Source organism: Neisseria sp. HMSC03D10 (assembly GCF_001807625.1).
GTDB classification, from domain to species: Bacteria; Pseudomonadota; Gammaproteobacteria; order Burkholderiales; family Neisseriaceae; genus Neisseria; species Neisseria mucosa.
In genome coordinates, this window is sequence record NZ_KV789569.1 from 6,760 (window position 1) to 21,633 (window position 14,874).

The window sequence follows — 14,874 nt, forward strand, 5'->3', positions numbered from 1 at the left end:
GTTTTCGGCTGTTTTCGTTTCAAATATCCACTGATTCTACCCAAATACCCCCTAATCCTCCCCGGATACCCGATAATCAGGCATCCGGGCCGCCTTTTAGGCGGCAACAGGCACACTTAGCCTGTTAGCGGCTTTCAACAGGTTCAAACACATCGCCTTCAGATTTCAATAGTGGGAAGCGGTCGATGTGTTTGGCAATCATGGCTTGTGTGGGTTGCTGGAAGAAGGTGCTCATGAGAAATCCCCTAAATGTCTTGATGGAAATTTTATAAAGGTCTCAAGTGATGAAAAAATGGTGAACTGGGACTATTGCGCCGGAGAAAACGCATCCGAATAGAAGGTTGTCTCAGGCAGGCTGCATTGCGCGGTCAACGCGGATTTCGCACTTTCGGTCATGGCGACGGAACCGCAGGCATAAACTTCGTAACCGCTCAAGTCGGGATAATCTTTTGCGGTAGCAGTTTGGACGTATCCTTTTTCGCCTTGCCAACTTTCAGTGGCTTTTGATAGGACGGGGGTGAAGCGGGCGTTTTTCAGACGACCTGTCAGCTCTTGCGCTTCTTCGAGTGCGTACAAATCATCTTGGTGCCGTGCACCCCAGTAGAAATGGACGGCGCGGCTGCTGTCTTGGCGGATAAGGTCGAGCAGGATGCTGCGGATGGGGGCATAGCCTGTACCGGTTGCCAAAAGGATGATGGGTTTGCTGCTGTCTTCCTGCAAGGTAAACGAACCGAGCGGGCCTTTGATGCGGACGATGCCTTTTTCTTTGACTTTGGGTTCGCTGCCGAAAATCATTTCCGAGCAGACGCCGTTTTCGCGCCTGCGGATGTGCAGTTCCAAAATGCCTTCTTGGTCGGGCGAATTGGCGATGGAGTAGCTGCGGCTGATGTTGCCCGGCAGCAGTAAATCAATGTATTGCCCGGCGTAGAAAGCAAACGGTGGGGCTTTGGGCAGGGCAAGTTTCAGGAGGGCGACATCGTGTTTGAAAACCATGCTTTCAATACGGGCGGGCAGGGTGCGGACGGGTAACGCATTGGCGTTGTAGCCGGGGATGTTGATGCTGATGTCGCTTTGCGCAGTGGTGCAGCACATCAAAATCTTGCCTTGGGCTTTTTCTGCTTCGGATAAGGCCTGTTCTGAGTGTTCGCCCATTTGAATATCGCCACTGACCAGTTCGGCTTTGCATTGACCGCAGGCACCGCTTTTGCATGAATGGGGCAGATTGAGGTTTTGACGGGCGGCAGCGGCTAAAACGGTTTCGCCGTCGTTGGCGGTAAAGGTGGTTTGGTCGGGTAGGGTAATGGTATGGGTCATAGCTTGGTGTGGTTTGAATAGATTAAGTTAAAAGGTCGTCTGAAAAATCAGCTTTCAGACGACCTCCGTTTGCGGAAGACAGTCTACAACGGATAACGGCAGCCGATATAGCCCTTATCTGAATCACCCCTTATTACATCTGCTTTAAATACAGCAGGAAAGCCAAAATATTTCCATACCTTCAATTTTTTATTGGGGTCTGTTATCGATTTTTCGACAGCAGGCACACTATAGCCCAATGTATCCAGTTTTTTAGGTGTCGTTTTGGATGTGATATTTTGTCCCTTTAGCTGTTGCGTCAGCTCATAAAGGTCTTCCTGATATTTCTGACGGTATAGTGAATGCAATTTGGGATATCGTGCCCAATCAATTTCCAAATAGACAGCATTGTTGCGAATAGCGACATACTGCCCTTCTACTTCTTTTCCATCTAAGGGATTGGCAAGATGCACCTTAAACGGCAAGCGGTAACGGTAAGTAATATTGTCGATCTTATTGACAAAACGTCCCACATTTTCTTCTTCCGCGCGCTCATTTGAGCCAGGGTAACCGGTAAAATTTTCCGGAGTCCAAAACGAAAAATCCAATAATGACACCTTGCAACGCAATACATCCTGTACTGTTTGAGGAGTAAAAGGCTGAGGCTGATCGGCGTAATTTTTTGCAAATGAGGAAGTTGTTAACAGTAATAGTACTGCAGGTAATATTATTTTCATCTTATTCCTTGATTTGTAATGGCTTGAAGGTCGTCTGAAAACCAAGCTTTAATAGAATTAAAACCTATACCTTGCTTTCAGACGACCTGGTAAGACTGGCTGAAAACAGATAAATCATTTTCAGCCAGCCTTTATCTTACTTAAGCCAATTTCGCTTTAATCAATTCCTGCACCTGCGCGGGATTCGCTTTGCCTTTACTAGCCTTCATCACTTGTCCCACAATCGCATTCAGGGCTTTTTCGTTACCGGATTTGAACTGTTCCACGGCTTTGGCGTTGTTTGCCAGCACTTCATCTACCATCGCTTCAATCGCGCCGGTATCGGTCATCTGCTGCAAGCCGTGTTTTTCAATGATTTCAGCGATAGAGGCTTCGGGTTCCGCCCACATGGCTTCAAAGGCTTTTTTCGCCAATTTGCTGCTTAAAGTGCCGTCGGCGATTTTGCCTACCAACGCAGCGAGGCGTGGGGCGGTAATCGGGCTGTCGGCAAGTTCCATGCCTTCTTTGTTCAGCGTGGCGGCGAGTTCGCCGTTCATCCAGTTGGCAGTCAGCTTACCTTGTCCGCTCTCTTTGGCGGCTTCTTCAAAATAGGCAGCCTGCACGCGGCTGGCAGTGAGCAGGCGCGCGTCGTAGTCGGACACGCCGTAGTCCGCCACGAAACGTGTCGCCATTTCTTTTGGCAGCTCGGGCATTTCTGCTTTGGCTTTTTGCAACTGGTCGTCTGAAATGATGATGGGCAGCAAATCGGGGTCGGGGAAGTAGCGGTAGTCATGCGCGTCTTCTTTCAAACGCATCACGCGGGTTTCGCCTTTTTCAGGGTCGAACAGCATGGTTGCCTGCTGTACTTTGCCGCCGTCTTCTAAAATCTCGATTTGCGCTTCTACTTCGTAATTAATCGCCTGCTCTAAGAAACGGAAGGAATTGAGGTTTTTAATCTCGCGGCGCGTGCCGAATTCCGCTTGGCCTTTCGGACGCACGGATACGTTGGCATCGACGCGGAACGAGCCTTCCGCCATATTGCCGTCGCAGATGTCCAGCCAGGTTACCAAGCTGTGTAGGGCTTTGGCGTAGGCAACGGCTTCGGCGGCGGAGCGCATCTCGGGTTCGGATACCACTTCCAACAGCGGCGTGCCTGCGCGGTTCAGGTCGATGCCGGTTGCACCGTTCAAGCCTTCATGCACGGATTTGCCCGCGTCTTCTTCCATGTGCGCACGGGTTACGTTGATGGTTTTCACATCGTCGCCGACCACGATTTCCAGTTTGCCGTGTTCGACAATCGGTAAATCCAACTGGCTGATTTGATAGCCTTTGGGCAAGTCGGGGTAGAAGTAGTTTTTGCGGTCGAACACATTTTTCTGATTGATTTCCGCATCCAAAGCCAAGCCCAATTTGATGGCTTTTTCAACGACTTCGCGGTTCATTACCGGCAGCACGCCCGGCAGCGCGCATTCCACCACGCTGGCGTGCGCATTGGGTTCTGCACCGAATGCGGTTGATGCGCCGCTGAAGATTTTAGATTGGGTGTTTAACTGGACGTGGATTTCCAAGCCGATTACTGTTTCCCAGGTCATAAGGGGTTCTTTCTTTTGATGTCGATAATGTAAAGTGGTCAGCCGTTTTCAGACGACCTGTTTGTTTTTCAAATGGCAAAGGTCGTCTGAAAACGCAGAATCAAGTCTTCTGAAAGCAAGCCTGCATCTCGACCGCCATGTTATCCAGCATTTGGTAACGTTTGCGGTACATCGAACGCTTTTTGCTTTCGATTTCCGCCAAGTCTTTTCGCGGCGGGATTTGCGGCAGATGCCAGTAGCCGTCGTCGCCGAGCGTTGCGCCGTTCTCCTGCCAAAACAGGTCGTAATTCATTTTGACCCGTTTCTTCAGCCGCCAGCGCAGTTTGACCTGATGCTCTTGGGCAATGCCGACAACGCCGCCCAAATTGAGCGATGTCGAAAAATATTGCAGGGCGGTTACCATCAGTTGCTGCGGGCGCAGACCGTGGAGTTGTTTGGTCAGGCTGCGTACAAGGTCTTTGGCTTCTTCCCCTGCGGGGCCTTGGATAGAGGCGGCCAGCAGTTTGCCGTCAACTAGGGCGAAGGTTGCCATGTAGAGACGTTTTCCTTCGCTGTCGCGCAAGGATAGCGACCACATTCCTTCATCCACGCAATTATCGTTCCGGTTCAGCCATAAAGTCAGGCCGTCTGAAAGATGCGCCAGAACGACATGGAATTTACGTGTCGTCATATTGGCGAGCGTTTCCTGCCCGAACAGTTTTTCGGCTGTCAGCAGGTCTTCTTTCATGACTTGTAGCCTGCGCCGTCTGTTGAAGCGTTGGTCAACAAAGGCATGTATCAACGGATAGGCATCTTGCGGCCGCCTTTGAAAAAAGGTACGGCGTGGCGCGGAGGCGTTGACAAAGTTTTCAAAATCTTTGACTTGTCGCCGTGTAAACAACCTGCGTAAGGAGAATTTCAAATGCTGGATTTGAAATTTCGGCGCATCCTTATATACGGTTTTGAAATCTGGAAAAACAAACTGCTCCGGCATTATGCTTTTCCATCAGGGGTTTGGGTGTGCCAATCACTTGCCAACTGTACTTGATGCGCTGCGCCAAGGATTTTGGCTTCGGAGAAGTGGTTGCCGATGAACTGCACGCCGATGGGCAGTCCGCTGCTGCTGAAACCTGCGGGCAGGGTCAGGGCGGGCAATCCGGCCAGATTCACGGCGATGGTGTAGATGTCGGAAAGGTACATCTGCACGGGATCATGGATGTCGCTGCCGAGTTTGGGGGCGGCGGTGGGCGCAGTCGGAGCAAGGATGAAGTCGCATTGCGCGAAGGCCGTCTGAAAATCGTTGGCAACGAGGCGGCGCAGTTTTTGGGCTTTCAGGTAATAGGCATCGTAGTAGCCGTGCGACAACACATAAGTACCGATCATGATGCGGCGTTTGACTTCGCTGCCGAAACCTTCGGCGCGGGTGTTGCTGTACATTTCTTCTAGGTCGCCGAATTGGGCGGCGCGGTGGCCGTAGCGTACGCCATCGTAGCGGGAAAGATTGGTGCTGGCTTCGGCGGAAGCGAGGACATAGTAAGCGGGGATGGACAGGGCGGTTTGCGGCAGGGAAACTTCAATGGTTTCCGCACCTTGTGCTTTTAAAAGGTTGATGACGCTTTGCAAAGCAGCCTGCACATCGACATCCGCGCCTTCGCCGAAATATTCCTTGGGCAGGCCGATTTTCATGCCTTTGAGCGGTTTGTCCAAATCGCGGGTGTAGTCTTCCTTGCTGCGTTCCAAACTGGTGGAATCGCGCTCGTCAAAGCTCGCCATCGCATTGAGCAAAATCGCGCAGTCTTCGGCAGTTTGTGCCATCGGACCGGCTTGGTCGAAACTGGATGCGTAGGCAACCATGCCGAAGCGGGAAACCGTGCCGTAGGTGGGTTTGATACCGGTGATGCCACAGTGTGAAGCAGGCTGGCGGATAGAGCCGCCGGTATCTGAACCGAGTGCGACAGGAGCAAGGCGTGCGGCAACGACCGCTGCGGAACCGCCGGATGAACCGCCTGGGACGTGTTCGGGATTCCACGGGTTTTTAGTCGCGCCGTAGAACGAGGTCTCATTGGTCGAGCCCATGGCAAACTCGTCCATATTGGTACGGCCAAGCGTTACCATGCCTTCGTCAAGCAGATTTTGAACGACGGTGGCAGTGTAGGGGGAGACAAAGTTGTTCAGCATTTTGGAGCTGCACGCACTGCGCCAACCTGTTTGACAGAAAATATCTTTGTAGGCGATGGGTACGCCGGTAAGCGCGGTGGCGGTACCTTGCGCGATACGCGCGTCGGCGGCACGGGCTTCTTCGAGGGTTTTGTCTTGGTCGAGGGTGATGTAGCCGTTGATAGCCGGGTTCTGCGCAGCAATGGCGGCGAGGTATTCGGTTGCCAGTTCGACGGCGGAGATTTGCTTGGATTGCAGCAGTTGGCTGGCTTGTTTGAGGGTGTATTTCGCCATGGTTTTATAAATCCGGTAAATAGTCAATAACTAGTTAATTTAATTGAGAAATGAACAGGTGTTAGCATTATTTTTTATTCTTCGGTTTGTAATAGATGCAGTCGATTAAGGCAACTCTACCTGACCATGCTTGCTGCTCAGTTGATGCGCTTGGTCTGGAACTATTAAACCAAAGAGTATCGTAAATGCGTAGTAAGATTTCATCCCAATAGCGTTCAGCATTTAGATTTTGAGATAAACCTAATTCTTCACATATGCCTTTTTTGTTCGCTCCATTAAAGCAAAAGAATAAATCAGGTCTTTTCATAGCCAATAATCGTGTAGAAATACCTATTGGATTCGTATAATCAATTTTTTGGAAAAGTCGGTAATACTCCAAAAAATCTTCCCTGCTGACTTTGCCTGTTAAAGGGATCTCATCAATAGCTTCGGCAACTTTTTGATTACCATTGTTAATAAGACTCCGAAATTTGCCATTACTATGGGTACTACCAAACCAACCATAGTCTAGTCGCTCTGTTTTTGTATTAGCAATATTAGGTAGACCTGAAATAAGTTTTCGATCTTCTAATTCAATAGCAAGAAAGCTAGAATTATCCTGAAAATTTTGTTTTGAATAATCTAGCAGCGCTAATCGATCTTCAAATTGATGATTTTCATCTTGTTGGATTGTTTTGAAATAATCATCCCAAGAATACGTCAATATTTTAGTGGATAGAATATTTTGTTTCATTCCACTGTTTTTTTTCTGAGTATCTGTATAATGGTTAGATAATGTATTGATTTGAGTTTTTCGTTCTTGATGAAGTACTCGATAGCGATCAATTTCATCATTACTAATTTTTTCTGCTTTATTAAAACACTCATCTTTTAAAAAATGAATTAGATCTTTGAAGACGTCATCAGACCCTCCCTGTATTAAGATCATGGTCTCTTGATTGCTACCAGCAAATGCGCCTTTAGTAAAGTTTGCACTACCTGAAAGTAATGCCCAATCGTTCGATGCGTTCCAAAATAAATATAGCTTGGGATGAAATACGCCATCAGTCTGTTTGATAAATCCAATGTTTTCATGCCCTTTAAATTCCTCTAAAACTTTAGGATCTGTTTGGTAGAAATGTAAGCCGATAGTTGAATGTTGGATTTTATTTCTGTGTTTCAACAGAGCGTTGAAAGCAGGATGATCTGCTGAAGCCCAAGCTATTGCAAAAGCAATTTTTGTATATTTCTCAGTTAGTTTGATAAATTTATCACTTAATTTTTTCGGAGTTGTAATAAGTTCCAAAACGTAATTCTCCTAATTTGTAGTGCAAGTGGGGTATATGAATGCACCAAGTGTAGACTGCCAATATAAAAATTAGCAGTTATTACTCGAGTTTCCACTGCGTACTATTTTTTAGTAGGTCGTCTGAAAAATTATTCTTCAATTACCTGAGGCACGATATACAGGCGGTTACGCACTTCAGGTGCAACGGCTTGATATTCGGCGGCATGGTCGGTTTCGGTAACTTTATCCTCACGCAGGCGTAGGGCGGCTTCGTGGGGGTGTGCCATCGGCTCGATACCGTCGGTATTCACGCTCTGCATCTTTTCGACCATAGCGAAAATGTCGTTTAATTCTGAGAGGGTTTTGCCTTTTTCTTCCTCGGTCAGCGAAAGGCGTGAGAGTTTGGCGATTTTTTCCACATCGGTTAAGCTTAAAGCCATAAAAAATCCTTGTCTGATAGCAAACGCCCCTTTATTGGGGTATCATTGCGTTCTTCTTCGATGAAACGAAGAATTATAACCGAAAACTACTCAAACGGCGTGTGATTTCGCCATACGTTTCATTACGGGGAGTGGGGAGGTCGTCTGAAAAGGCGTTGTTTCCATGTTTTTAATATTTTGAATAACAATTAAATAAAATCGGTGCTGGGCCGATATTCAGGTATTTTATGTTTCGTTTTTTATCCCGTTTTTTCTCAAACGATATCGCCATTGACTTGGGTACGGCGAACACGTTGATTTATGTGCGTGGTAAAGGCATTGTTTTGGACGAGCCGTCTGTGGTGGCGGTTCAATCGGGTACGGGCGGTAAAAGCAAGATTGTCGCCGTGGGTACGGAAGCCAAGAAAATGCAGGGGCGCGCGCCGCGCAATATTGAAATCGTCCGTCCTATGCGGGACGGGGTGATTGCTGATTTTACGATTGCCGAGCGTATGCTGGGTATGTTGATTAAAAAAGCAATACAAGGTAATTCGGTTGTGCCGCCGCGCGTAGTGATTTGCGTGCCGGGCGGGGCAACTCAAGTGGAACGCAAGGCAATTTTGGATTCTGCATTTGCCGCAGGTGCATCTTCCGTACATTTGATTGAGGAGCCTATGGCGGCTGCTTTGGGTGCGGGTTTGCCGATTGAAGATACTGCCGGTTCGATGGTGGTGGATATCGGCGGCGGCACAACGGAAATCGGCATTTTGTCGTTGGGCGGTATGGCTTATTCCGCCTCCGTACGTGCGGCAGGCGATGAGTTTGATAAGAGCATCGTGCATTATCTGCGCCGTCATCGCGGTGTGTTGATTGGTGAAGTGACGGCTGAGGAATTGAAGAAAACAATCGGTTCCGCCTCTGGCTTTCCAACTGAAACCGCTATGCGGATTAAAGGACGTGATTTGGCGGAAGGTACGCCCAAATCGATTGCCATTACTTCGGAAGAGGTGCGCGAGGCTTTGAGCGAAACGGTTAATCAGATTATCCGCGCCGTGCGCCTTGCTTTGGAACAGGCTCCGCCTGAGTTGGCTGGTGATATTGCCGACAGGGGTATTATGTTGACGGGCGGCGGCGCGCTGTTGCACGGCATGGATACGGTTTTGGCGGATGCGACGGGGCTGCCTGTCGGTATTGCCGACCAGCCTTTGAACTGTGTGGCTTATGGCGCAGGCAAAGCCTTGGATTATATCGGCAAATGGAATGCCGTTTTTGTGGATAACCCCTAAGGCAGGCTGAAATGGAACATTCTTCTTTACGGTTTGACGAGGCAAAGGGCCAAAAGCTGTTGCCTCGTTTTATTGCGTATCTTTTGCTGGGTGCCGGCATTATGTTGGCGGACGGTCGTTTCGACCTGATGCAACCCGTGCGTACTGCTGCGGCAGAGATTCTTTATCCGGTGCAATGGTTGGCAAACCAGCCGGTTCGTTTTTATCAATATATTTCCAACCAATCTCAATCGCAAACCGAGCTATTGGAGCAAAACCGTCTCCTTTTGGAGGAAAACGGTCGTCTGAAAATCCAGCTTCAACGTGACAAGGTCAACCTGAGCGAATTGCAGGAGCTGAAAAAGCTATACAGTTTGCAGCAAAAAGGCGTAAGTAATGTCATTGGTGCGGAAGTGTTGTCCAGTGGCAAAGACCCATTGTCCGAACGTTTGATTATCAATAAAGGCAGTGGCGAAGGGGTTGCGGCAGGCGATGCCGTTATCGATCAAAACGGCTTAATCGGGCGGATTACATTGGTTCACGCAAACAGTGCGGAAGTCGAGCTGATAGCGGCTGCACAAAGTATCGTCCCTGTTGCCGTTGAGCGGACGGGCGAACGCAATCTCGCCTACGGCAACGGCGTGGGCTTGGATTTGCGCTATTTCCCGACAGGATCGGATTTGAAGCCGCAGGATGTTTTGATTACTTCCGGTTTGGACGGCATTTATCCGGCAGGCATTCCCGTGGCGCACGTGGATAAAGTCGTCCGCGCTTCAGGTACGCCTTATTACGACACAGAACTGACCCCGTTTGCCGCCTTGCGCCGCAACCGCTTTGTTTTGGTTCTGTCTTCTTCCCATTCTTCTCAATAAATCATTCATGAACGATTTTGACGATTCCTACCGTGCCATGCCCGTCGGCGTGATTGCGGCAAGTTTTGCCGTAACCATGCTTGTCGATTTCATGCCTTTCCCCTTTGATGTGTTTTTTTGGCTGCCCGAACTGACTGCGCTGATGCTGCTTTATTGGTCTATGCACCATCCCCAACGCGTCGGCATGGGCATTGCATTTTTGCTCGGCTTGATAGTCGATGCCGCAACGGCAGCGACTTTGGGGCTGCACGCATTGTCTTATACGGTCATGGTGTATTTCGTCTTGAACACGCGCCGTCAAATCATGCTCTACGGCCACATCATGCAGATCGGGGCGGTATTGGCAGCATTGTTCTGCCATCAGGCGGTCTTGGTGGCGGCGCGCCTGTTCCTCAACAACCAAATCATTACTTGGCAAAGTTTCATCGCGCCTTTGGCAGGCGCGCTGCTTTGGCCTTTCTTGAGCCAGTTGATGCTGATGCTGACCAATTTCTATCGCGCCAACAGATAACGTGAAACCATGTCTATACTGAATACTATGAAACGTCGTCTGAAAAATGGCGGTAGCGGTAAAACACAGACTGCAAAGGCGGCGCAAGCCGATTCTTTATTGCGTCTGCTGGTAGCGTTTATCCTGATTGTGGTTCTGTTTGCCGCATTGGTGGCTCGGTTTGTTTATTTGCAGGTGTTCCGGCATGACGATTTTTCCGGACAGGCATCCAGCAACCGCATCACATTAATTCCGACCCCGCCTGTCCGCGGCGAAATCGTAGATGTCAACGGCGTACCGCTGGCAAAAAACTATCCCGTGTTCTCTCTGGAAGTCATCCCCAGCCGCATTGAGGGCAAGATGGAGGATGTCATCGAAGCCCTGCGGAAGTATGTCGATATTACGCCTACTGATTTGAAGCGTTTCCACAAATACCGCGAAAGCTACCGCAAATTTGAAAACATCCCGCTCAAGCTGCGCCTGACAGATGAAGAAGCGGCGAAATTGTCCGTGCATCTTAATGAATTTAAAGGTGTAGAAGTCAATTCGCGCACTTTCCGCGAGTATCCTTATGGCAAGCTGACTTCACACTTTTTAGGTTACATCGGCCGCATCAGCGACAAAGATCAGGAAATTTTGGAAGAAGAGGGCTTGACTGCACTCTATCGCGGCAGCACGCACATCGGCAAATCGGGGCTGGAAAAATATTACGAACCGCAGCTTCATGGCGCGCCCGGCTATCAAGAAGTGGAAAAAGACGCTTACGGCAATATTGTTCGCGTCTTGAAAAACGTGCCGTCGCGCATGGGGCAAACTTTGCGCTTGGGCATGGACATCCGCATGCAACAAGAGGCGGACAAAATATTGGGAGACAGGCGCGGGGCGATTGTTGCCATCAATCCGCAAGACGGTACGGTATTGGCTTTCGTTTCCAAACCATCTTTCGATCCCAACCTCTTTATCGACGGCATCGACAGCGAAACTTGGAAAGCCTTGAATGACGACTGGAAAAAGCCGTTGGTCAACCGCGTAACGCAAGGTCTGTATCCGCCGGGCTCGACGTTTAAGCCATTTATGGGCATGGCTTTGCTGGAAAGCGGCAAAATTACCCAAACAACGGTCGTTCCCGCGCCCGGTGCATGGAGCATTCCCGGCAGCCGTCACGTTTTCCGAGATTCCGTACGCAGCGGACACGGCTCGGCGAATTTGAGCAAGGCGATACAGGTGTCGTCCGATACCTTTTTCTACCGCTTGGGCTACGAAATGGGCATAGACAAAGCGTCGCCGTATTTAGCGCAATTCGGGTTCGGTAAAAAAACCGGCATCGACCTGCCCAGCGAATATACGGGCGTTTTGCCCAGCCGCGAATGGAAGGCGAAACGCTTTGCCAAATCGTCCGATCCTACCGCCAAAGAATGGCGTGCAGGCGAGATGGTCTCGGTCAGCATCGGGCAGGGTTACAACGCCTACACCCCGCTGCAAATGGCACATGCCACCGCTTCGCTCGCCAATAACGGCGTGGTTTATCAACCGCATTTGGTGAAAGAATTGTTGGATTTCGACAAACGCAAAATCACGCGTATCAATCCCAATCCCGAATACAAAATCCCGTTCAAACAAGACAACTTCGAATACGTCAAACAGGCAATGGAGAAAGTCTTGAAACCGGGCGGTACGGCACACCGCATCGGCGGCGGTTTGGCTTACAGCATGGGCGGCAAAACGGGCACGGCGCAGGTTGTGCAAATCAAGCAGGGCGGTCGTTACAACGCCGCAGCCTTGCGCGAGCAACACCGCGACCATGCGTGGTTTATTTCGTTCGCTCCCTTGGAAAAACCTGAAATCGCCATTGCCGTGATTCTGGAAAACGGCGGCTGGGGTGCCTACGCCGCACCGCTTGCCCGCAGCCTGACCGATTTTTATATGCTCAACGTCAAGCCGCAGCAGTTTTCAGACGACCCCGACGCAGGCGGAATGCCCGAACCGCAACAACACCGCACACAACCCCAACCGCCGACCATATTCCAAAAAGCCTACGGTCTGAAACAGGAGGAAGCAAATCATGAATGAAACGGTCGGAATGTGGGCAAAAATCAAGCGCACCGTATCTGCTCCGATAGACCCGTGGCTGTTTTTCCCCATGCTCGCCATCTACATCATGAGCCTGTTTTTGCTCTATTCAGCGGACGGGCAGGATTTCGGCCAGCTTGAACACAAAACCCTGCATACGGTTTTCGGCTTCGCCCTGCTGTGGTTTGTCGCCTCGTTCAAGCCGCGTGATGCCGCAAAGGTTGCGCTGCCGATGTACCTGATTGGCGTGTTGCTGCTTGTCGCCGTCGAAGTCGCAGGCGTGACCGTCAATGGCTCTACACGCTGGTTGGAACTGGGGTTCACGCGCATCCAGCCGTCCGAAATCATGAAAATCGTCCTGCCCATGACCGTCGCTTGGTACTTCCAACGGCACGAAGGTCGTCTGAAATGGTTTCACTACATCATCGCCATGCTTTTAATCCTCATCCCCGTTGCGCTGATTTTGAAACAGCCCGACTTGGGTACGGCAGTTTTGATTATGGCATCGGGTATTTTCATCGTCTTTTTCGCAGGCCTGCCGTGGAAAGTCATCTTTGCCGCCATCATTGCCTTTGTTGCCGCATTGCCGCTTTTGTGGAACTACGGGATGCACGACTATCAGAAAACCCGCGTTCTGACGCTGTTTGACCCGACGCAGGACCCTTTGGGCGCAGGCTACCACATCATCCAGGCCATGATTGCCATCGGTTCGGGCGGCGTTTGGGGAAAAGGCTGGCTCAACGGCACACAAACGCATTTGGATTACATTCCCGAGTCCACGACCGACTTCATTTTTGCCGTGTATGGCGAAGAATTCGGTTTGATCGGCAACATCTTGCTGCTGCTGGTTTATTTCGTTATTCTGACGCGCGGACTGCTGATTGCCGCCAAAGCCCAATCGCTTTACAGCCGCACGCTCGCCGGCGCATTAACCATGACTTTTTTCTGCTACGCCTTTGTGAACATGGGCATGGTGAGCGGCATTTTGCCCGTTGTCGGCGTCCCTCTGCCGTTGGTCAGCTACGGCGGTACTGCAACGCTTTCCATCATGACCGTACTTGCGCTACTAATGGGTATTTCCAGCGAACATAAAACCAAACGCCACTACGAATTCAACGATAAAGCGGACGTAAACGTCTCTACAAAAAACAAATAAGGGAATGAAAAATGGAATTAGGTGTAGAAATCGGCAAACTTTTGGTTGCCTTCCTTGTATTGATTAACCCGTTCAGCGCGCTTTCGATTTACCTCGATTTGACACAGGATCACAGCACCAAAGAAAAGCGCCGCATCGCCCGCACCGCCGCACTCGCCGTCTTCATCGTCATTACCGTCTTCACCTTAACGGGCGGGATGTTGTTGAAAATCTTAGGCATCAGCGTCGGCTCTTTCCAAGTCGGCGGCGGTATTTTGGTCTTGCTCATCGCTATTTCCATGATGAACGGCAACGACAACCCCGCCAAACAAAATATCGGCGGAGACAAAGAAGAAGGCGTCGTACAACATATCCAGAAAAACGCCAAAGCCATCGCCGTCGTTCCCGTCGCCATCCCCATCACCATCGGTCCCGGCGGTATCTCCACCGTCATCATCTACGCCTCAGCCGCCAAAAATTACAGCGATATTGCTTTGATTCTCGCCGCAGGCTTCCTTGTCAGCCTGATTTGCTACGCCATCCTCGTTGTCGCCGGACGAATCAGCAAAAAACTGGGCACGACAGGGCTGACCATCCTCAACCGCATCATGGGCATGATGCTTGCCGCCGTCTCCGTAGAAATCATCGTTGCCGGATTGAAATCCATTTTCCCACAATTGGCAGGCTAGTTCGTCGGATTGTGCAGAAGGCAAACTTTACTGCCTATCCCCCCATTCTTCCTAAAGGGAAAGGTCGTCTGAAAATAGGTTTTGTGTTTTCAGACGACGTGTCCTGTAATATTCTTCAGTTGTCCTGACTTTGGATATATTGTCGAAATAATGCCTCATCAAAAATCTGAAATATTATGAAAAAACGCGATTTGATTTATGTCGTTTTGCCTGCCTTTACGCTTGCTGCCTGTACGTCAACCAGCATACTGCATCCCGAGAGGCAGCCGCATTCATCATCTTCACTTTTAGAAACGACAGAAGCTACGAATACCCTGATTATTTTTTATGACCCCGAAACCGGTTCGGAAAGGCTTATGAACGCAGTCCGCGAATATGGGGCAAAGATTGTTTATGAATATAGAAACTTCAATGGCATCGCAATCAAACTGCCGAATGGCACGGATATGGAAAAAGCCGCCTCCCACTTCCGTACGGTCAAAGGCGTTTTGTCAGCCGAAGCGGACAGAAGGATGCAGCTTCATTCCGAACATAACGGATTGAGATAAAACGAGGTATTCTGTTTCTACTTCGCCATATTGACAACAAAGAAGGTCGTCTGAAACTTGAACTGGCCCCCAAATCTTGGACACTCAT

Annotated in this window: 14 protein-coding genes and 1 pseudogene; 7 read left to right on the plus strand and 8 right to left on the minus strand. The window is 49.9% G+C overall.

Annotated features, from left to right (window positions below; genetic code table 11):
* Positions 1-133: 133 nt before the first annotated feature.
* From HMPREF3066_RS13610 to gatC, 8 genes and pseudogenes are all read right to left on the minus strand, one after another.
* Positions 134-235 (minus strand): annotated as a pseudogene (locus HMPREF3066_RS13610) (IS5/IS1182 family transposase); the annotation flags it as partial.
* A gap of 71 nt (positions 236-306) precedes the next feature.
* Positions 307-1,314 (minus strand): 2Fe-2S iron-sulfur cluster-binding protein, encoded by a 1,008-nt coding sequence (locus HMPREF3066_RS07975; RefSeq protein ID WP_070441901.1) that lies wholly within the window; start codon positions 1,312-1,314, stop codon positions 307-309.
* An 83-nt stretch (positions 1,315-1,397) separates the two neighbouring features.
* Complete coding sequence (locus HMPREF3066_RS07980) at positions 1,398-2,030, minus strand: hypothetical protein (RefSeq protein ID WP_060974783.1); 633 nt, start codon at positions 2,028-2,030, stop codon at positions 1,398-1,400.
* Between the two features lie 140 nt (positions 2,031-2,170).
* Positions 2,171-3,601 (minus strand): Asp-tRNA(Asn)/Glu-tRNA(Gln) amidotransferase subunit GatB, encoded by a 1,431-nt coding sequence (gene gatB, locus HMPREF3066_RS07985; RefSeq protein WP_070441905.1) that lies wholly within the window; start codon positions 3,599-3,601, stop codon positions 2,171-2,173.
* Positions 3,602-3,701: 100 nt separating this feature from the next.
* Positions 3,702-4,574, minus strand: coding sequence for a VirK/YbjX family protein (locus HMPREF3066_RS07990; RefSeq protein ID WP_070441908.1), 873 nt, complete (start codon positions 4,572-4,574; stop codon positions 3,702-3,704).
* Complete coding sequence (gene gatA, locus HMPREF3066_RS07995) at positions 4,574-6,031, minus strand: Asp-tRNA(Asn)/Glu-tRNA(Gln) amidotransferase subunit GatA (RefSeq protein WP_070441911.1); 1,458 nt, start codon at positions 6,029-6,031, stop codon at positions 4,574-4,576. Before gatA ends, HMPREF3066_RS07990 begins: the two co-directional genes overlap by 1 nt.
* A 67-nt stretch (positions 6,032-6,098) precedes the next feature.
* A complete protein-coding gene (locus HMPREF3066_RS08000) occupies positions 6,099-7,316 on the minus strand; it encodes a phospholipase D family protein (RefSeq protein ID WP_070441914.1) in 1,218 nt (405 codons plus the stop codon).
* Positions 7,317-7,447: 131 nt separating this feature from the next.
* Complete coding sequence (gene gatC / locus HMPREF3066_RS08005) at positions 7,448-7,738, minus strand: Asp-tRNA(Asn)/Glu-tRNA(Gln) amidotransferase subunit GatC (protein WP_003741352.1); 291 nt, start codon at positions 7,736-7,738, stop codon at positions 7,448-7,450.
* A 227-nt stretch (positions 7,739-7,965) separates the two neighbouring features.
* Here gatC and mreB point away from each other — a divergent pair, with 227 nt between their 5' ends.
* From mreB to HMPREF3066_RS08040, 7 genes are all read left to right on the plus strand, one after another.
* Entirely contained in the window at positions 7,966-9,003 is a 1,038-nt protein-coding gene (mreB, locus tag HMPREF3066_RS08010) for a rod shape-determining protein (RefSeq protein ID WP_070441917.1), read from the plus strand.
* Positions 9,004-9,014: 11 nt separating this feature from the next.
* A complete protein-coding gene (gene mreC / locus HMPREF3066_RS08015; protein ID WP_070441920.1) occupies positions 9,015-9,854 on the plus strand; it encodes a rod shape-determining protein MreC in 840 nt (279 codons plus the stop codon).
* Positions 9,855-9,861: 7 nt separating this feature from the next.
* Positions 9,862-10,365 (plus strand): rod shape-determining protein MreD, encoded by a 504-nt coding sequence (gene mreD / locus HMPREF3066_RS08020; protein ID WP_070441923.1) that lies wholly within the window; start codon positions 9,862-9,864, stop codon positions 10,363-10,365.
* Positions 10,366-10,392: 27 nt separating this feature from the next.
* Positions 10,393-12,414, plus strand: coding sequence for a penicillin-binding protein 2 (gene mrdA / locus HMPREF3066_RS08025; protein ID WP_070441926.1), 2,022 nt, complete (start codon positions 10,393-10,395; stop codon positions 12,412-12,414).
* Positions 12,407-13,570: a rod shape-determining protein RodA gene (gene rodA, locus HMPREF3066_RS08030; RefSeq protein WP_049225497.1), complete on the plus strand. Its 1,164-nt coding sequence runs from the start codon at positions 12,407-12,409 to the stop codon at positions 13,568-13,570. The genes mrdA and rodA overlap by 8 nt, the downstream gene beginning before the upstream one ends.
* 11 nt (positions 13,571-13,581) lie before the next feature.
* A complete protein-coding gene (locus HMPREF3066_RS08035) occupies positions 13,582-14,238 on the plus strand; it encodes a MarC family protein (protein ID WP_003741339.1) in 657 nt (218 codons plus the stop codon).
* A 176-nt stretch (positions 14,239-14,414) separates the two neighbouring features.
* Positions 14,415-14,786, plus strand: a complete 372-nt coding sequence (locus HMPREF3066_RS08040; protein ID WP_045072303.1) for a hypothetical protein — start codon at positions 14,415-14,417, stop codon at positions 14,784-14,786.
* Positions 14,787-14,874: the final 88 nt, after the last annotated feature.